The organism is Burkholderia sp. MSMB0856 (genome assembly GCF_001524645.2).
In the GTDB taxonomy this organism is placed as follows: Bacteria; Pseudomonadota; Gammaproteobacteria; order Burkholderiales; family Burkholderiaceae; genus Burkholderia; species Burkholderia diffusa.
Map to the genome: position 1 here is coordinate 382,155 of NZ_CP013428.1, position 18,485 is coordinate 400,639.

Here is an 18,485-nt window from a genome sequence, read left to right on the forward strand (position 1 = left end):
TATGTCCAGAATTCGTCTTGATCTCGTTGTCTTCATCGCCGGTCTGCTCGCAGTGTGCTGGATCGGCGTCGGCTATATCGCGTCGAACCCGCTCGCGACGGCCGTCACGCTGCTGATCGGCGCGTGCTACGTCGCCGGTGCGTGGGAACTGCGGCGCTACCGGCAGGCCACCGCCGCGCTGTCGCACGCGGTGGACGGCCTGACCGAACCGCCGGCGAAGCTCGACACGTGGCTCGATACGCTGCCCCCGGGCCTGCGCGGTGCCGTGCGGGCACGCGTCGAAGGCGCGCGCGTCGCGCTGCCGGGCCCATCGCTCACGCCGTATCTGGTCGGCCTGCTCGTGCTGCTCGGCATGCTCGGCACGCTGCTCGGGATGGTCGTGACGCTGAAGGGCACGGGCGCCGCGCTCGAAAGCGCGACCGACCTCGACGCGATCCGCGCGTCGCTGATCGCGCCGGTGAAGGGTCTCGGCTTCGCGTTCGGCACGTCGATCGCGGGTGTCGCGACGTCCGCGATGCTCGGTCTTCTGTCCGCGCTCGTGCGCCGCGAACGGCTCGACGCGGGCCAGCAGCTCGACGCGAAGATCGCGACGACGCTGCGCGTGCATTCGTCCGCGCACCAGCGCGACGAATCGTTCCGGCTGCTGCAGCGCCAGGCCGACGTGATGCCGGCGCTGGTCGACCGGCTCCAGACGATGATGACGACGCTCGAGGCGCGCAGCGTCGCGCTGCACGATCGCCAGATCGAAAGCCAGCAGGCATTCTTCGATCGGACCGAGCGCGCGTATGCGGGCCTGGCATCGAACGTCGGCGACGCGCTGAAGGAAAGCGCCGCCGAGAGCGCGCGCGTGGCCGGTGCCGCGCTGCAGCCGGTCGTCGCGGCGACGATGGCGGGGCTCGCGCAGGAAATGGCCGCGCTGCGCGACACAGTGACGGGCGCCGTGCAGCGTCAGCTCGACGGGCTGACCGACGGTTTCGAGAAGACCACCGGGAACGTGACGGCCGTCTGGAATCGCGCGCTCGACGAGCAGCGCCGCGCGGGCGATGCCGTCGCGCAGCAGTTGCAAACGACGCTCGGCCAGTTCACCGACACCTTCGCGCAGCGTTCGACGGATCTGCTCGACGGCGTCGCGACGCGCCTCGAATCGACCGAAAGCCGGCTGTCCGATGCGTGGCGCGATGCGCTCGCGCGCCAGGAGCAGGTCGGCGAGACGCTGGCCGGCCAGCATGCACAGGCGCTCGGCGAAGCCGCCGCGACGTTCGAGCGGCATTCGGGCGCGGCGCTTGCCGCGATGCGCGAGTCGCATGCGGCGCTGCAAACGCAACTGGCCGCGCGCGACGAAGAACGTCTGGCGGCGTGGAATGCGTCGCTGACCGCGATGGCCGCGAAGCTCGGCGACGAATGGCAGCGCGCGGGCGCGCATAGCGCGGGCCGTCAGCAGGAAATCTGCGATGCGCTGGCGCAGACGACGCGCGATCTGACCGCGCAAGCGTCCACGTTCGAACAACGTTCGAACGACCTGTTGTCGACGATCCGCGATTCGCACACGGGCCTGCAAACGCAACTGGCCGCGCGCGACGAAGAACGTCTGGCGGCGTGGAATGCGTCGCTGACCGCGATGGCCGCGAAGCTCGGCGACGAATGGCAACGTGCGGGCGTGCACAGCGCGGGCCGTCAGCAGGAAATCTGCGACGCGCTCGCGCAAACGACGCGCGATCTCACGGCGCAAGCGTCCACGTTCGAACAACGTTCGAACGACCTGTTGTCGACGATTCGCGATTCGCACACGGGCCTGCAAATGCAACTGGCCGCACGTGACGAAGAACGTCTGGCGGCATGGAACGATTCGCTGGCCGTGATGGCTGCGAAGCTCGGCGACGAATGGCAGCGCGCGGGCGTGCACAGCGCGGGCCGTCAGCAGGAAATCTGCGACGCGCTCGCACAAACCACGCGCGATCTGACCGCGCAAGCGTCCACGTTCGAACAACGCTCGACCGATCTGCTTGCGACGATTCGCGAATCGCACACGGGCCTGCAAACGCAACTGGCCGCACGCGATGAAGAACGTCTGGCGACGTGGAATGCTTCGCTGGCCGCGATGGCGACGAAGCTCGGCGACGAGTGGCAACGTGCGGGCGTGCATAGTGCAGGCCGTCAGCAGGAAATCTGCGATGCGCTCGCGCAAACGACGCGCGATCTCACGGCACAGGCGTCCACGTTCGAACAACGTTCGAACGACCTGCTGTCGACGATTCGCGAATCGCACGCGAGCTTGCAAACGCAACTGGCCGCACGCGACGAAGCACGCCTGTCCGCATGGAACGACTCGCTCGCTGCCATGGCCGCCGCGTTGCGTGACGAATGGGCGCGGACGAGCGCACAGGCCGCGACGCGCCAGCAGGACATCTGCGACACGCTGACCCGCACCGCGAACGACATCACCGCCCAGGCACAGGTGCACGCGAGCGACACGATCAACGAAATCTCGCGCCTCGTGCAGGCCGCATCCGAAGCGCCGAAGGCCGCGGCCGACGTCGTCGCCGAACTGCGCCAGCGTCTGTCCGACAGCATGGTGCGCGACACCGCGATGCTCGAGGAGCGCAGCCGCCTGCTCGCGACGCTCGAAACGCTGCTCGGCGCGGTCAACCACGCGTCGACCGAGCAGCGCACCGCGATCGACGCGCTCGTCAGCACGTCGGCCGACCTGCTCGACCGCGTCGGCGCGCGCTTCAACGACACCGTCGATGCCGAAACGCGCAAGCTCGATTCGGTGGCCGCGCAGGTCACGGCGGGGGCGGTCGAGGTCGCGAGCCTCGGCGATGCATTCGGTGCGGCCGTGCAGGTGTTCGGCGAATCGAACGACAAGCTGCTGAACCACCTGCAGCGTATCGAGGCGGCGCTCGAGAAATCGCTCGCGCGCAGCGACGAGCAGCTCGAGTACTACGTTGCGCAGGCGCGCGAGGTGATCGATCTGAGCATGATGTCGCAGAAGCAGATCGTCGAGGACCTGCAGCAGATCGCCGGTCGGCGGGCCTCGGTCGGAGCGTAACGCATGCACGACGAAATCGACGACGGCGCGCCTTCCGCGCCAGTGTGGCCCGCGTTCGCCGACCTGATGTCGGTGCTGCTCGGTGCATTCGTGCTGATCCTCGTCGGCGTGATCGGCATGCAGCTGCAGCTCACGTCGAAGCTCGAGGAAGCCGTGCGCGCGCGCCAGCAGGAAGCGCAGCAGCGCAAGTCGCTCGAAGAGGCGCTCGCCGGGCCGCTCGCGGCCGGCCGCGTGACGCTCGTGAACGGACGCATCGGCATCAGCGACAACGTGCTGTTCGCGCTGAACTCCGACCAGCTGCAGCCCGAGGGCCGCGATCTGCTGAAGACGCTCGCCGCGCCGCTCGCCGCGTACCTGAAGACGCGCGACGAGATCCTGATGATCAGCGGCTTCGCCGACGACCAGCAGGTGCGTGCCGGCAACCGCCAGTTCGCGGACAACTGGGAACTCTCGGCCAAGCGCGCGCTGACGGTCACGCGTGCGCTGATCGATGCCGGCGTGCCGGCGCCGTCGGTGTTCGCGGCCGCGTTCGGCTCCGAGCAGCCGGTCAGCTCGAATGCGGACGATGAAGGCCGCGCGAAGAACCGCCGCGTGGAGATCGCGCCGGTGCCGCGCAAGACCGCATCGAGCGGGGGGAAGGCGAAGTGACGGACGACGCGACGCACGTGCGCGCGACGCTCGACGCGTGGCGCGAGCAGGGCGCCGATCGGCTGGATCCGGTGCGCTTCCATCGGCTCGACGCGCTCGAAAAGCGCGCGGCCGCGCTCGATGGCGACGCGCGCGCGTTGCTCGATGCGCGGCTCGCGACGCTGCTGGAAGGGTTTGCGGAGATCGTCGCGCGAGCCGGTGAGACGGCAGCCGCGAGCGAGACGGCGCAAGCCGCCGCCTTGGCGCCCGCGCGCGACCTGCTCGGCGGGCTCGTCGAGCAGCTCGCGCGCGATGCGCAGGCCGATCGAAGCGGGATCGATCCCGAACTGATCGACTACTTCCGCACGACGTGGTCGAAGGTCCGCACCGAACAGCAGTATCGCCAGTCGCTCGACCAGGTGCCGCGCAACGCGGGGCCGCTCAATTCGAACAGTCTCGTGCATCGGTCGCTCGCGACGATGCGCGAATTGTCGCCGGAATACCTGCAGCAATTCATGTCGTATATCGATGCGCTGGCGTGGCTCGAGGATCTCGCCGGCGGCGGCGCTCAGCCCGAGAAGGAAGCGCCGCGCGCGAAGGTCGCGAAGCCGACGAAACCCGCGAGGAAGACCACGCGCGCCAAGGCGCGATAACGCACGACCTCGGCCGGCCGCCGCGCGGGTTGTCGTCTAGCGACCCGGCGCCTGTGCGTCGATCGCCGCGCGCAGCGCGTGCAACGCGTCGGTCAGCGCCGACGCGAACGGAGGATGCGCGGCGATGCCCGCCGCGTCGAGCTGGCTGCCGAGGATCGGCAACGTGATCGACGCGCGCTCGACGATGCACGCCGACATTACCGACAGCGTTTCGCGCAGCGCCGCGTCCGCATGCGTCGCGCGCGGCGACGCGTTCAATACCGCGACTGGCTTGTACACCACGGCCTCGCATCCCACGACCCAGTCCAGTGCGTTCTTCATCACGCCCGTCACGCCGTGCGCGTATTCCGGGCTCGCGATCAGCACGCCGTCCGCCGCGTTCAGCCGCTCGATCAGGTCGCGCACCGCGGCCGGCGACGGATATTCGGCATCGGGATTGAACAGCGGAAACTCGCCGAGACGATCGAAACGCGTGATGCGCATCCCGCGCGGCGCGACGCGTGCGGCTGCGTCCAGCAGCGCCGCGTTGTACGACTGCGCGCGAAGGCTGCCGCACAGCGCGACGATGTCGATGCAGCGTTCGGAATCGGTTCGGAGTTCGGAAGCCATCAAGGAGCGTCGGGGAGGGTGGCTTGCGCGGCGACGCCGCGCGAATCCGACGGATTATCGCATCGGTGCGTGAGCGACGTGGCGCGCGTTCGCGACGCGGTGCAGGCGATGCCACTCGCGTCCTTCCCGCGGAAACTTCACATCCTGACGTCCCACGGCGAGCGTATCGATCATCCCGGTTACGCGCGCCAGGTCGCCGAGTGTCCATCCGTTGCCGAGCAACAGCCGGCGCGTATGCAGCGCACCGTGCACGTCGTCCGCGACGGCCTCGCCGAGATAGCGCAGCGCGCGGCCTTCGACGTCGACGAAGCCGTGCCGGTAGTCGTGCGCGAGCGCGGTCCAGAGCTGCGCCGCGCCGATCGACTGACGCGCGCCGCTGATCAGGCACAGGCCCGCGTCGAGGCCCCATCGATACAGCGTCGTCGCGAGCCCCTTGCGTTGCGCGGACCCGCGCAGCCGCGTGTGCGGCGCGCGCAGGTAGCGGTCCGCGCGGCGCGGCAGTTCGGGGAGCCGGTTGAAGATCGTGTAGCCGGCGAGCTGCCGGGCCGACGGATCCTCGACGTAAAGGAAGTATTCGCCGTCGGCTTCGCGGTGGCGGACGATCAGGCCCGAGTCGCCGAGCGCGACGGCCGGCAGGCCGTGCAGGCGATGGCCCGGCTGGTGCAGACGCGCGTAGAGCGTGTCGAGTTCATCGTCGATGTCGTGCTGGGAATGCTGTACGTCGATACGCATGGCAAAAGGCGCCCGTCCCGGGCGCATCGAGAAAGGGGTTCATCGCAAACGGGGAAAGGAAATGGCAGCGGCCCCCGGGCTCGGCGAGCGAGCCGGGGCCGCGAATCAGCTGGGGATGTGCTGGAAACCGGCGGCGATCGCGGCGAGGCCCGCGATGCAGAGTGCGAACAGGATCAGGACTTTGTGGATCACGCCTCTCTCCTCATGAACGCGCGGCGCCGAAGGCGGTGCCGCGGAGACGGTGATGGCGGGCACGGCCCGCGCGGCCGTCGTGCGGGACGACGGTCGGAGGTCCGGCGGCAGGCGCGCGGACGGTCAGCACCATACGCGACGGGCACGGGGCGGGCAATCGGACTGCGGGAGAAAAGCGACGAAACGCGGCAAATCGCGGTGTTTCGCGACAATTGGTCGCAAGGGGGCGGGTGTGTCGATGCCGTTTGCCGGCGGTTGTCTCGAGATCACATACTGCCCGGCTGCCCGTCGCCGCCTCACACCGCCTGCCGCGCCCCGAACGCCTGCCTGATTCGCGCGAACAACCCATGCTGCGCGATCCACTCGGCATACGCGCGGTAGTCAGGATCACGCATCAAATGACGCTCCTCCGTCTTCGCCCGCGTATAGTAAATCAGATTGACCGCGACGAGCCCCGCGCAGTGCATGAGCGCGACCTGCCAGCCGAGCGGTTCGACGAACGGCACCGACACCATCCAGTACGACAGATTCTTCGTGATGTACGCCGGATGCTTCGTGAAACGATACGGGCCCGACGTGATGATCCCGCGGTTCGTGAGGTTCGAGAAACGCAGCCCGAACGAGATCGTCGACAGCGCGTAGGTCATCAGCAGCAGGATGATCGCCGCACCCCAGATCACGCGCAGCGTCGGCGCGGACAGCAGCCAGTTGTCCCAGAACAGCGAGCCTTCGTAGCGGATGTAGTTGTTCGAGATCAGCGACCAGAACGGCTGGTAGCACATCAGCGCGGCGACCCAGCCGAGCGTGGTCGGCTCGACGGTGCGCACGTGGCTGTCGAGGATGCGGAACGTGCACAGATAGCCGACGGTGCCGAACATCAGGTCCATCGTGAAGGACAGGTCGTACAGGAATACGAACGTCGCGAGCGTCATCGGCGCGTGCAGCGCGTTCGCAAGCGACGCACTCAGGTGATCGGCATCCTTCGACAGGTAGACGGTCATCAGCGGCAGGAAGAACGCCTTCACGCCCCAGCCGGCGAGCATCTCGCGCACCGACTGCCAGCTCGCGGGCTTCTCGCGGCGAAACAGGTAGCGGCCCCATAGCAGGTACGCGTCGTCGGTTTCGCGCTGGTGGCGATCCATCCACGCGAAGTAGAACGGCGCGGCGACGATCACGTACGGCGCGAGCGAGCGCAGCAGCGACCAGAACGGCAGGTAGAACGCGCCGTGATATTCGGGCAGCAGCCAGTAGATCATGCCGATGCCGGCGTAGATCGACGTCAGCGCGCCGAGCCGCGTCGCGACGCGAGCGAGCCCGAGCGGGCGCACGGCCTGCCGCGACAGTCCCGCGCTCGGACGCAGGTAGACGCGCGAGATGAAGATTTCGTGCAGCGCGATCGTGCCGATGATCGCGAGGCTCGCGATGACCGCGCGCGTGGCCGCGTCGAGGTTCGGCTGGTCGCGCGTGATCCACAGCGCGAAGAGGCCGGCCGCGATGCCGAGCAGGCCCGCGCGGAATGGCGTGGCGGAACGGGGCGGGCGGTCCTGGACCGCGGCGATGCCGTCGAGCGTGGAGTTCATGATCGGATCCTCGTCGGGATGAGGGCCGGCGCCCCCGCCTGGCGGGTGACGCCGGCCATCGGCCGGGCTTTGGATTGGTATGTGCCCGGCCACTGGCCTGTGGTTCTGATAGGTGAAGCGTTACTTCTTCGGGACGGCGCCGAGCAGACCGCCGAGCAGGTTCGTCACCGGTGCCAGCAGGTTGGTCGCGCCAGCCGTGGTGGTGCCGTTCGAAGTGCCGGTGAGGCCGGTCGTGACGGTGCCGCTGCCGGACGGCGTCGTTACCGTGCCGGCCGCGCCGCCCGGGCTGGCCGTGCCGAGCGCACCGAGCGCGCCGGCCGGCGAGGTCAGCGAGCCCGTCAGCGTGCCGACCGGGCCGCTCGTCAGCGCACCGCCGAGGTTGCCGGTCAGGTTGCCGCCCGGTGTCGTGACCGTGCCGGTGAGGCTTGCGCCAAGCGGCGTCAGCGAGTTGACGAGGCCGGTGACCGGTGCAAGCAGGCCGCCGATGCCCGAGCCGCTGGTACCGCTCGTGCCGCTGGTGCCGCTCGAACCGAGACCGCCGAGCGCGCCCGTCACCGTGCCGAGGAGGCCCGTGATCGGCGCGAGCGGGCCGCCGCTGGTGCCGCTCGTCCCGCTGGTGCCGCCGGAGCCGCTCGAGCTGCTGCCGCCGCCGAGCCCGCCCGTCAGCGTACCGAGCAGACCGGTGATCGGCGCGAGCGGGTTGGTGCCGCTGCTGGAGCTGCCGCTGGACAGCAGGCCGCCAGCCGACGACACCGTGTTGCCGAGCTGGGACACGCTGCTGCCGGCGCTCGTGCCGACCGGGTTGCCGGTCGCGTTGCCGACCTGCGTACCGGCGAGGCCGAGGCCGCTGCCGAGGGTGTTCAGCAGGCCGCTGAGCGGGGCGCCGAGCAGGGTTGCGCCGCCGAGCATCTGCGTGGCGCCAGGCGTCGTGACGCCGCCGGTCAACGTGTTCGTGATCGGGTTGATCACGCTGCCGAGCTGCGTCTCGAGTTGCTGGACCGGTGCGCTGTTCAGCGCGGTGTTCAGCGCCGATGCGGTCGAGTTGACCGCGGTGCCGACCGTGTTGACCAGACTGCCGACCAGGGTCGTCGCCGGCGCGAGCGGCGACAGCGGACCGGTGCCGAGGCTCGTCACCGCGTTGCCGAGGTTGTTGACCGCGCTGCCGGCGCCGGTCAGCAGGCCGGTGGTCGACGTGAGCGTCGGGCCGAGCGGGTTCGGCGACACGCCGATCGAGCCGAGGCCGGCCGCGACGCCGTTGCCGAGTGACTGCACGCCGTTGCCGAGGCTGGTGACCGCGTTGCCGATGCTGGTGGCCGTCGTCGGGTTCGTGCCCGGAACTTGCACGCCGCCGATCTGCGAACCGCCGTTCGCGACCGTCGTGCCGAGTGCCGTGACGAGCGTGCCGGTTTGCTGGAGGACGTTGCCGAGCGGGGTGACGTTGGTGCCGGAGGTGCCAGAGGTGCCCGACGTACCGGAAGTGCCCGACGTACCGGAAGTGCCCGACGTACCGGAAGTGCCGGAGGTGCCCGACGTACCGGAAGTGCCCGACGTGCCGGAAGTGCCGGAAGTGCCCGACGTGCCGGAAGTGCCCGACGTACCGGAGGTACCCGACGTGCCGGAAGTGCCCGACGTACCGGAAGTGCCCGACGTACCGGAAGTGCCCGACGTACCGGAAGTGCCCGACGTCCCGGAGGTGCCCGACGTACCGGAAGTGCCCGACGTGCCGGAAGTGCCCGACGTGCCGGACGTGCCGGACGTGCCCGAGGTACCGGAGGTGCCCGACGTACCGGAAGTGCCTGACGTCCCGGAGGTGCCCGAGGTACCGGAAGTGCCCGACGTACCGGAAGTGCCCGACGTACCGGAAGTGCCCGACGTACCGGAAGTACCCGACGTACCGGAAGTGCCCGACGTGCCGGAAGTGCCCGACGTCCCCGAACTACCGCCGCCGGACGTGCCCGACGAGCCGCCGCCCGACGTCCCTGAAGTCCCTGAAGTCCCTGAAGTCCCCGAAGTGCCGGACGTCCCCGACGTGCTCGGTTTGATCGACGGCGTGACCGGTCCGTCGACCGAACCGCAGCCGTACAGCGAGAGCAGCGACAGGACGGCCAGCGATACCGCCGACTTCTTTAAGTAATGGTGCATGGAGGCCTCGACATTGGAAGTTGTGTCCGGGCCATTACTGCAAATTCCGCGCCATGACACCTTTCGCGAAACGCGTCAGCGCTTTGTTGCGGGAATCGGGAATATCGACGCGATTTAAACGGAGGAATGGCGCTTTCGCGAGACGGAGGCGCCGGACGTGCCGGCGCACTCGCCGTGATGTTCCCGTAAGGAACCGTAACGCCGGGCCGGATGTTACGTAGCGTTCGACCCGACGTTCCGCGCGTGACGTGGCCGGCCACGACCCGAGGACACGGTCTTTGACGAAACGCCCGCGCGCCGCGAACATGAAGCGGACCCACCCGGCCGCGGGCAACGCCGAAGCGGCCACGACTTCAGACAGGACACGACATGAGCGAACAGGACAGGGAACAGGGCAAGGCGCGCCGCACCGAGGTGATGGGCGAGGCGTTCGTCGAGCGTGCGATGCGCGATCTCGACGGTTTTTCGCGTCCGATGCAGAACTGGCTGAACGAGCACGCGTGGGGCAGCACGTGGCAGCGCGGCGGGATCGACCTGAAGACGCGCAGCCTCTGTACCTGCGCGATGCTGGCCGCGCTCGGCCGCAGCACGGAACTGAAGGGCCACGTGCGTGGCGCCCTCAACAACGGCGCGAGCCTCGTCGAGATCCGCGAGGTGCTGCTGCACAGCGCGTTGTACGCGGGCGCGCCGGCGGCGGTCGAGGCGTTCCGCAGCGCGCGCGAGGTCATCACGGAGCTCGGGCTGTCGCTGCCCGATGACGAAGGCTGACCGGCACGCGGCGCGTTGCGGCCGGCAGGCCCGCGGCCGATCAATGCGCGACGTGCGCGCTCTGCGTTGGCGTCTCGACCGGCGCGGCGGCGACTTCGAGCAGCCAGTCCGCCGTTGCGTCCGGAATCGTGACGGGCAGCATGTGCCCGCCTTCGACGACTTTCAGCCGCACGCGCGCCGACTTCTGCGCGAGCGCCTCGCCGTGCGTACGCCAGTTCAGGATCGGATCGGCGCGACCGTACAGCACGTCGACCGGCAACGCGAGGTCCGCGTAGCGGCGCTCCATCGCGGGGAGGTCGACGGGCGCCGACAGCAGGTCCGTCGCCGTTGCGTAGAACACGTGCGGCCGCATCCCGAGCAGCCCGCCGCCCTTCACCGGGAAGTCGCGCGGCACGGCTTCCGGCGCGAACACCTGGCTCACGGCCTTGCGGCCGGTCAGGATCGTCAGCGGGATCGCGAAGGTCCACGACACGAAGCGGCGCACCAGCGGCGACGGCAGCATCAGCGGCTTGAACGGCGCCGGCGGTTCGGTTTGCTCGTGCGACAGCGGCGCGATCAGCGCAAGCCGGCTGACGCGCTCCGGATGGTTGAGGCCAACCGCGAGCGCGATCGCGCCGCCGAGCGAGTGGCCGACGAGCACGGGCCGATCGAGCTTCAGCGCGTCGATGAACGCGGCGATCGTGCGGGCCTGCGCGAACACGTTCGCCTGCGAGTTGGCGCCGCGCAGCGAGCGGCCGGCGCCGGGCCGGTCGACGAGGATCACGCGATGATGCTGCGCGAGCCGCGTGAGCGGCAGGTACGCGAAGTTGCGCCACTGCCCGGCGAGCCCGTGCACGAACACGAGCGGCGGGCCGCTGCCGTATTCGACGTAATGGATGTGGTCGCCGCCGATGTCGACGAAGCGGCCTTCGGGCGGAAACGCGCGCGTCACGCGGCGCGCGACGTAGCCGGAAAACAGCGCAAGCGCGGCGAGTACCGCGACGACGCCGAGCAGCACGTTCTGGATCAGGTGGAGCGTATGGCTCATGTCGGCCTCAACGGGTTTCGAGTATGGGGTCGGCGACCGGCGCGGCGGCCGGGCCGGCTTTCGCGCGGCGTTCGAACTGCATTGCCGAATCGGCGAGCCCGCTGAACTTCAGCGACGCGAGATCGAGCACGTAGTTCTGATGGAATTTCCAGGGCTTGCGATGCCCCTGCTTCGGCAGGATGCCGGCCGCGCGCTGGATGTAGCCCGAGCTCAGGTTCACCGCCGGCACGTCGCCGAGATCACCCGCGCCGAGCCGCGGCACGCAGGTGTCGTAGCCGTTCGCGCGCATGTGGTTGAGCAGCCGGCACACGTAGCGCGCGATCAGCTCGGCCTTCAGCGTCCACGACGCGTTCGTGTAACCGAACGACGATGCGAGGTTCGGCACGTCGCTGTACATCATTCCCTTGTAAGACACGGTCTGGGGCAGATCGACCGCGCGGCCGTCGACCGTGACGCGCGCGCCGCCGAGCATCTTCACTTTCAGTCCCGTCGCGGTGACGATCACGTCCGCGTCGAGTTGCTGGCCGCTCTTCAGCTTCAGGCCGGTCGGCGTGAAGCGCTCGATCTCGTCGGTGACGATCGAGGCGCGGCCCGCGCGGATCGACTTGAACAGATCGCCGTTCGGCACGAGACACACGCGCTGGTCCCACGGCATGTAGCGCGGCGTCAGATGCTTTGCGACGTCGAAGTCGGGGCCGAGCTGCTTGCCGGCCGCGCGGATGATGAACCGTTTCGTCTGCTCGGGCTTGCGGCGCGACACGTTGTAAAGGTACATCGTCAGCAGTACGTTCTTCATTCGCACGATCCGGTGCGCGAGGCTCGACGGCAGCACGCGGCGCAACGCGTTCGCGATCTTGTCGCGTGCGGGCAGCGACACGATGTAGGTCGGCGAGCGCTGCAGCATCGTCACGTGTTTCGCATCGGCCGCCATCGACGGCACCAGCGTGACGGCCGTCGCGCCGCTGCCGATCACGACGACGCGCCGGTTCGCGTAAGACAGGTCCTTCGGCCATTGCTGCGGATGAACGATTCGGCCTTCGAACGATTCCATACCGGCCCAGTCGGGCAGGTAGCCGCCGTCGTAGTCGTAATAGCCGCTGCACATGTAGAGGAAGCGGCACGTGTAGACCAGCGTGTCGACCGCGCCGTCCCGCGTGCGCTCGATGTGCACCGTCCAGCGCGCGCGGTTCGAATCCCAGTCTGCCGCGACCACTTTCTGGCCGTAGCGGATCGTCTGGTCGATGCCGTACGCGCGCGCGGTGTCGCGGATATAGTCCAGGATCGTCTGGCCGTCCGAGATCGCCTTGTCGCTGTGCCACGGGCGGAAGCTGTAGCCGAGCGTGAACATATCGGAATCCGAACGGACGCCGGGATAGCGGAACAGGTCCCAGGTGCCGCCGATCGCGTCGCGCGCCTCGACGATCGCCACGCTCGCATACGGGCAGCGCTGCTTCAGGTGATAGGCGGCGCCGATGCCGGACAGGCCGGCGCCGACGATCAGCACGTCGAGGTCGCGGCTGTCGCCGCGGGCGGACGGCACGTCGCGTCGGTCGGTCGTCGTCGAGGTCATAAGGGATCCTTGGTCAGGGTGGTCGGGAGCGCGGCCGGCGCATGGATGCGCTCGAGATTGCGCGCGCGGGCGCGGCGCACGTGGCGCAGCACCAGCCGCTGGTAGCCGGCGCCGAACAGGCGCGCGAGCTTGTCGAGGCGGCGGGCATCGGCGCCGACCAGCACGCGGCGCGCGTTGCGCTCGACGCCGGCGAGGATCTGCCGCGCGGCATCGTCGGCTGTCGTCGCGTTGATCAGGCGGTTCGCCTGACGGCGGTGGGTCGCTTCGTCCTGGCCCGTGAGCGCGTGGATGCTGGTGTCGACGCGGCTCGCGTCGACGATGTTGGTCGCGACGCCGCCCGGATGCACGCAGGGCGCGCCGTCGAGTTCGAGCTCCATCCGCAGCGCCTCGGTGAAGCCGCGCACGGCGAATTTGGTCGCGTTGTAGGCGCTCTGCGTCGGCATCGCGACGAGCCCGAACAGGCTCGACGTGTTGATCACTTGCCCGTCGCCCGACGCGCGCAGATGCGGCAGGAACGCCTGCGTGCCGTGCACGACACCCCAGAAGTTGATGCCGACGATCCATTCGAGATCGGCGATGCGCGCGGTCTCGGCGCTCGCGGCCAGCGACACGCCCGCGTTGTTGAAGACCAGATTGACCTTGCCGTGTTCGGCGCGCACGTAATCGGCCCACGCGAACACCGCATCGCGGTCGGCGACGTCGAGCCGCCGCGTGCTCGTGCGCACGCCGTGCTTCGCGCACGCGGCCGCCGTGCCGGCGAGCCCGACGTCGTTGACGTCGGCGAGCGCAACCTCGCAGCCGCGCCGCGCGAGCTCGACCGCGAGGCTGCGGCCCATGCCCGAGCCGGCGCCCGTGATCGCGGCGACCTTGCCGGAAAACCCCTTCATTCGTCGTTCCTCCCGTTCCGCTTGCGCTGCGTCGGCGGCGCGCCTATTGTGGTGTTATTCGTCACCACTTTAGTTTTCGGGTGTCCTGATGTCAAATAGCGAAATGGAGAAAGCACTCGAAACGGAAAAACGGGGCCGGGCGTACGGCGGCGTGGCGCCCGAGGTGCGTGCCGCCGAGCGGCGCGATGCGCTGATCCGCGCGGCGACGCGCGTGTTCGGCACGGTCGGCTTCCGCAAGGCGACCGTGCGGTCGATCTGCCAGGAAGCGAAGCTCAACGACCGCTATTTCTATGCGGCGTTCGACAGTACCGAGGATCTGCTGCGCTGCACCTACCTGCATCACGCGCAGCAGTTGCACGACGCGGTCGCGCGGGCGGTGGCGGAGCGCGGCGGCGATCTGCGCGAGCGCATCGACGCGGGGCTCGCCGCGTTCTTCGGATTCCTGCGCGATCCGTGCGCGGCCCGCGTGCTGCTGCTCGAGGTGATGGGCGTGAGCGCGGATACCGACATGACGTACCAGCGGATACTGATCGACTTCGGCAAGCTGATCATGGCGATCGGCACGGCGCGCGAGGCCGTGACGCCTGCCGAGCGCACTGAGCAGCGGCTCGTCGGGCTCGCGCTGGTCGGCGCGATGACGAACGTCGGCGCGGCGTGGCTGCTCACTGGGTATCGCGACCCGGAGGCGCAGATGGTCGCGAGTTGCAGGAAAGTGCTGCTGGGGACGTTGCGCGAAGCGGGCTAGGATGCGGCGACGATCGGACTTGTGCGATTCGCATCCGGTTGCGTCGCGGAGCCATCCGACGCTTCACATCCTCGAGCGTTTCGATCGTGCCGGCGTCGCTGATCGCGCTTCTCCGATCCTCGCCTTCATCGCATCGATGAACGCACGCACCTTCGGCGAAGGCAGCCGCGTCGACGGATACACCGCGTGAATCCCGGCCCGCGCCGAGCGCCATGCGGGTAGCAGCCGGACGAGCCGGCCGGCAGCGACGTCCTCCGCGATCGAGAAATCCGTCAGGAGCCCGAAGCCTCCGCCCGCGAGCGCGATCGCACGGCAGGCCGTCGCCGTGTTCGACACGACGGGCGCGACGCAGCGCACCGACGCATGGCCGCCGCTCGCGTCGAGAAGTTCGAGCGTATGCGGACGCGACAGCGTCGACAGCATCACGAACGGCAGCGCGGCGAGCGCATCCGGGGCGCGCGGCAGCCCGTGCCGCGCGACGAACGCCGGGCTCGCGACCAGCCATTTCTCGTACTCGCCGAGTTGCACCGCGCGATAGTTCGAATCTGCGAGGCGGCCGATGCGGATCGCGACGTCCAGATTGTCCGCGACGAGATCGACGACGCGATCGTTCGCGATCAGTTCGACGTCGAGCCCCGGATGCGCGTCGCGCAGTGCGACGATGGCCGGCGCGACGACGAGCGCGCCGTAGTCGATCGGCACGCTCACGCGCAGCGTGCCGCGCAGCGGCCCCGCGTCGGACGACACCGCGTCGAGCGCGCTTTCGGTCGCGCGCACGATGTCGCGGCACGCGTCGTAGAACGCGCGCCCCGCGTCGGTCACGCTCAGCCGCCGCGTGGTGCGCACCAGCAGGTTCGCGCCGACCTCGGATTCGAGCCGCTGCATGTGCGTACTGACGACCGTCTTCGCGAGGCCAAGCCGCTCGGCCGCAGCCGTCAGCGAGCCGGCATCGACCACCGCGACGAAGATCGCCAGCCGGTTCAGGTTCACGTCGCGAAGATCGGCCATCGTCGATTGTCCTATGGAAGCGGATAATGTTTCAGCGATTATCCGTCTTCTGGACGCGAACGGCGAGCGCTACGCTGGGGCCGTTCGTCGCCGATTCCCGGCGGCGCGAGATCCAGGAGCCTCTCCATGCCAGCCGCCAGCAAGCCCGCCCGTCCGGTTCGTGTCTATTCGTTCCCGCTGTCGGGGCATGCGCATCGCGTGCGGCTGTTCCTGTCGCTGCTGGGGCTGCCGTTCGACACCGTCGACGTCGATCTCGCGGCCGGCGCGCAGCGCGAACCCGCATTCCTCGCGCTCAATCCGCTCGGCCAGGTGCCGGTGATCGACGACGATGGCACCGTGCTCGCCGATTCGAACGCGATCCTCGTCTATCTCGCGAAGCGCTACGGCGACGCGCACTGGCTGCCCGACGATGCCGCCGGCGCGGCGACGGTGCAGCGCTGGCTGTCGTACGCGGCCGGGCCGATCGCATCGGGGCCGGCGGCCGCGCGGCTCGTCACCGTGTTCAGCGCGCCGCTCGATCACGACGCGGCCAAGCGCACGGCCGCGAAGGTGCTGGCCGTGATCGACCGGGAACTCGCCGGCAAGCCGTTCGCCGCGGGTGCGCAGCCGACGATCGCCGACATCGCGGCCTACACGTACATCGCGCACGCGCCGGAAGGCGGCGTGTCGCTCGAACCGTATCCGCACGTGCGCGCGTGGCTCGCGCGCGTCGAGGCGCTGCCGGGCTTCGTCGCGATGCCCACGACCCGTGCCGGCCTGCTTGCCGCCTGACGCGAAGCCGCGCCTTGACCGGGAGAACGCGATGACCACGCCGACCGCCGCCGTACCGGGCTGGGAACTCGACGTTGCGCCGTTTCACGCGGGCGAGCTTGCCGTGCAGCAGCGCGCGGGCGTGACGGAGGCCGCGGGCACGGCCGGCCGGCGCGGCATTCGCCGCTTCATGCCGGACCAGCACCGGACGTTCTTCGCGCAGTTGCCGTTCTTCGTGCTCGGCGGCGTCGATGCGTACGGCCAGCCGTGGGCCACGCTGCGGGTCGGGACGCCCGGCTTCGTGACGGCGCCGGACGCGCGCACGCTGCGCATCGACGGCGATGCGCTGCCAGGCGATCCGCTGGCCGACGCGTGGCGGCCGGGGGCGCCGCTCGGCGGGCTCGGGATCGAATTCGATACGCGCCGGCGCAATCGCGTGAACGGCGTCGTGCGTTCGGCCGACAGCGGCGCGCTGACGATCGCGGTCGAGCAGAGCTTCGGCAACTGTGCGAAGTACATCCAGGGCCGCAAACCCACCTTCGTGGCGCGTGAAGCCGGGGCGTCCATCGCGTCCGACGTGTCGGACCGGCTGAGCGACGCGGATCGCGCGCTGCTCGCGCAGGCCGATACGCTCTTCGTCGCGAGTGCGAACACGTCGGCCGACGCGGGCGCCGCGCGCGGCGCGGACGTGTCGCACCGCGGCGGCATGCCGGGCTTCGTGCGCGTCGACGACGCGCACACGCTGACGACGCCGGATTTCAGCGGCAACCGCTTCTTCAACACGCTCGGCAACCTGCAGCACGATCCGCGCGCGGGGCTGCTGTTCGTCGATTTCGACAGCGGCGATCTGCTGTATGTCGCCGCGCGGGCGGAGATCGTGTGGGACGGGCCGCTCGTCGCGTCGTTCGATGGCGCGCAGCGGGTCGTGCGGTTTCATGTGCGGGAAGTGCGGCGCATGCGTGCGGTGCTGCCGTTCAGGTGGTCGGCGGTCGAACGTGCGCCGCAGTTCGCGGCGATGGCGGCGGGCGCGGTTGCGGCGGACGGGCCGGTGCCGTCCGCGCTCACCTCCGCGCCTTCATCGGCAACCGCATCGGCTCCCGCATGGCGCCCACTGCGCATCGCGAAGATCGTCGACGAAGCGCGCGCGATCCGCTCGTTTCATTTCGAAGCGGCCGATGGCGACGCGTTGCCGACGTACGAAGCCGGGCAGCACCTGACGCTGCGCGTCGCGCTGCCGGGCAGCGACGCGCCGACGATCCGCAGCTACACGCTGTCCGATGCACCGGGCGCGCCGCGTTACCGGATCACCGTGAAGCGCGAAGGACGCGTGTCGGCGTGGCTGCACGATCATGCTCAGGCAGGCATGACGCTCGACGCGCAGATGCCGCGCGGCCGCTTCACGTTCGACGTTGCGAGCCCGCGCCCGGCCGTGCTGGTGTCGGCCGGCATCGGGATCACGCCGATGATCGCGATGCTGCGTCGCGCGCTGGCCGACGACAAGGCGTCGCGTCGCATCGTGTTCGTGCACGGCGCGCGCGATACGGCCGACCGGCCGTTTGCGGCGGAACTGACGCGCATCGCCGACGCGGGCGCACGCGTGTCGCTGCACTGGTTCGACAGCCGGCCGCAGCGCGACGGCGCGGCGCGACCGGGCCGCATCGACATCGCGCAACTGAAGCGCATCCTGCCGTTCGACGACTACGATTTCTACCTCTGCGGGCCGTCCGCGTTCATGCGCGATTTGTACGACGGGTTGCGCGCGCTGAACGTGCCGGACGAGCGTATCCGCTTCGAGGCGTTCGGGCCGTCGAGCGTCGTGCGCAGTGCGACGCGAGCGGCAGCAGCGCCGCCAGTGGCTAGCGTGCCTGTCGTATTCCGGCGCACGGGCCGCGAAGCTGCCTGGACACCCGCTGACGGCACATTGCTCGAATTCGCCGAAGGCCAGGGCGTGGCGGTGCCGTCCGAGTGCCGGTCGGGATCGTGCGGGACGTGCGCGACGCGCATGCTGTCCGGTGCGGTCGATTACGTGCGGTCGCACGATGCGCCGGTCGAACCCGGCTGCGTGCTGCTGTGCGTCGCGCAGCCTGCCGAAGGGGCCGTGGCACCGCTCGTGCTCGAGCGCTGAACGCACCATGCGACATGCCGC

At 69.5% G+C, this 18,485-nt stretch carries 16 protein-coding genes; 7 read left to right on the forward strand and 9 right to left on the reverse strand.

Annotated elements, in window-relative coordinates:
* The first annotated feature begins 1 nt into the window (after nt 1).
* Genes WS87_RS19340 through WS87_RS19350 form a run of 3 tightly spaced genes read left to right on the forward strand, consistent with a single transcriptional unit; the run spans nt 2 to nt 4,329 of the window.
* Nucleotides 2–3,049 (forward strand): DUF802 domain-containing protein, encoded by a 3,048-nt coding sequence (locus WS87_RS19340; protein WP_059818652.1) that lies wholly within the window; start codon nt 2–4, stop codon nt 3,047–3,049.
* Between the two features lie 3 nt (nt 3,050–3,052).
* Complete coding sequence (locus tag WS87_RS19345) at nt 3,053–3,697, forward strand: OmpA family protein (RefSeq protein ID WP_059818653.1); 645 nt, start codon at nt 3,053–3,055, stop codon at nt 3,695–3,697.
* On the forward strand, nt 3,694–4,329 hold the full coding sequence (locus WS87_RS19350) for a DUF2894 domain-containing protein (protein ID WP_059818654.1): 636 nt from the start codon (nt 3,694–3,696) through the stop codon (nt 4,327–4,329). The genes WS87_RS19345 and WS87_RS19350 overlap by 4 nt, the downstream gene beginning before the upstream one ends.
* Before the next feature lie 36 nt (nt 4,330–4,365).
* Here the strand turns inward: WS87_RS19350 and WS87_RS19355 are convergent, their stop codons facing one another.
* From WS87_RS19355 to WS87_RS34715, 5 genes are all read right to left on the reverse strand, one after another.
* A complete protein-coding gene (locus tag WS87_RS19355) occupies nt 4,366–4,938 on the reverse strand; it encodes an NADPH-dependent FMN reductase (protein WP_059818655.1) in 573 nt (190 codons plus the stop codon).
* Nucleotides 4,939–4,992: 54 nt separating this feature from the next.
* The gene (locus tag WS87_RS19360) at nt 4,993–5,670 is read right to left on the reverse strand and encodes a histone acetyltransferase (protein WP_175906699.1); all 678 of its coding nucleotides are present in this window, start codon (nt 5,668–5,670) and stop codon (nt 4,993–4,995) included.
* A gap of 105 nt (nt 5,671–5,775) precedes the next feature.
* On the reverse strand, nt 5,776–5,925 hold the full coding sequence (locus tag WS87_RS33680; protein WP_156441416.1) for a hypothetical protein: 150 nt from the start codon (nt 5,923–5,925) through the stop codon (nt 5,776–5,778).
* A gap of 233 nt (nt 5,926–6,158) precedes the next feature.
* The gene (locus WS87_RS19365) at nt 6,159–7,442 is read right to left on the reverse strand and encodes an isoprenylcysteine carboxylmethyltransferase family protein (protein ID WP_059818657.1); all 1,284 of its coding nucleotides are present in this window, start codon (nt 7,440–7,442) and stop codon (nt 6,159–6,161) included.
* A 120-nt stretch (nt 7,443–7,562) separates the two neighbouring features.
* Nucleotides 7,563–9,584, reverse strand: coding sequence for a collagen-like triple helix repeat-containing protein (locus WS87_RS34715; RefSeq protein ID WP_082750638.1), 2,022 nt, complete (start codon nt 9,582–9,584; stop codon nt 7,563–7,565).
* Nucleotides 9,585–9,953: 369 nt separating this feature from the next.
* Between WS87_RS34715 and WS87_RS19380 the strand changes: the two genes are divergently transcribed.
* The gene (locus WS87_RS19380) at nt 9,954–10,352 is read left to right on the forward strand and encodes a carboxymuconolactone decarboxylase family protein (RefSeq protein ID WP_059818660.1); all 399 of its coding nucleotides are present in this window, start codon (nt 9,954–9,956) and stop codon (nt 10,350–10,352) included.
* Between the two features lie 40 nt (nt 10,353–10,392).
* On the opposite strand, the gene WS87_RS19385 is transcribed toward WS87_RS19380, so the two are convergent.
* Genes WS87_RS19385 through WS87_RS19395 form a run of 3 tightly spaced genes read right to left on the reverse strand, consistent with a single transcriptional unit; the run spans nt 10,393 to nt 13,836 of the window.
* Nucleotides 10,393–11,379 carry an alpha/beta fold hydrolase gene (locus WS87_RS19385; protein WP_059818661.1) on the reverse strand — a complete coding sequence of 329 codons (987 nt, stop codon included), beginning with the start codon at nt 11,377–11,379 and terminating at the stop codon, nt 10,393–10,395.
* A 7-nt stretch (nt 11,380–11,386) separates the two neighbouring features.
* The gene (locus WS87_RS19390; RefSeq protein ID WP_059818662.1) at nt 11,387–12,949 is read right to left on the reverse strand and encodes a flavin-containing monooxygenase; all 1,563 of its coding nucleotides are present in this window, start codon (nt 12,947–12,949) and stop codon (nt 11,387–11,389) included.
* Nucleotides 12,946–13,836, reverse strand: coding sequence for an SDR family NAD(P)-dependent oxidoreductase (locus WS87_RS19395; protein ID WP_059818663.1), 891 nt, complete (start codon nt 13,834–13,836; stop codon nt 12,946–12,948). The genes WS87_RS19390 and WS87_RS19395 overlap by 4 nt, the downstream gene beginning before the upstream one ends.
* An 88-nt stretch (nt 13,837–13,924) precedes the next feature.
* Here WS87_RS19395 and WS87_RS19400 point away from each other — a divergent pair, with 88 nt between their 5' ends.
* On the forward strand, nt 13,925–14,581 hold the full coding sequence (locus WS87_RS19400) for a TetR/AcrR family transcriptional regulator (RefSeq protein WP_059689453.1): 657 nt from the start codon (nt 13,925–13,927) through the stop codon (nt 14,579–14,581).
* Nucleotides 14,582–14,644: 63 nt separating this feature from the next.
* Here the strand turns inward: WS87_RS19400 and WS87_RS19405 are convergent, their stop codons facing one another.
* The gene (locus WS87_RS19405; protein WP_059818664.1) at nt 14,645–15,589 is read right to left on the reverse strand and encodes a LysR family transcriptional regulator; all 945 of its coding nucleotides are present in this window, start codon (nt 15,587–15,589) and stop codon (nt 14,645–14,647) included.
* Nucleotides 15,590–15,715: 126 nt separating this feature from the next.
* On the opposite strand from WS87_RS19405, the gene WS87_RS19410 reads away from it, so the two are divergent.
* Together WS87_RS19410 and WS87_RS19415 are read left to right on the forward strand one after the other, a co-directional pair.
* Nucleotides 15,716–16,360 carry a glutathione S-transferase family protein gene (locus WS87_RS19410; protein WP_059818665.1) on the forward strand — a complete coding sequence of 215 codons (645 nt, stop codon included), beginning with the start codon at nt 15,716–15,718 and terminating at the stop codon, nt 16,358–16,360.
* Nucleotides 16,361–16,391: 31 nt separating this feature from the next.
* A complete protein-coding gene (locus WS87_RS19415; protein WP_059819605.1) occupies nt 16,392–18,464 on the forward strand; it encodes a pyridoxamine 5'-phosphate oxidase family protein in 2,073 nt (690 codons plus the stop codon).
* The last annotated feature ends 21 nt before the right edge of the window (nt 18,465–18,485 follow it).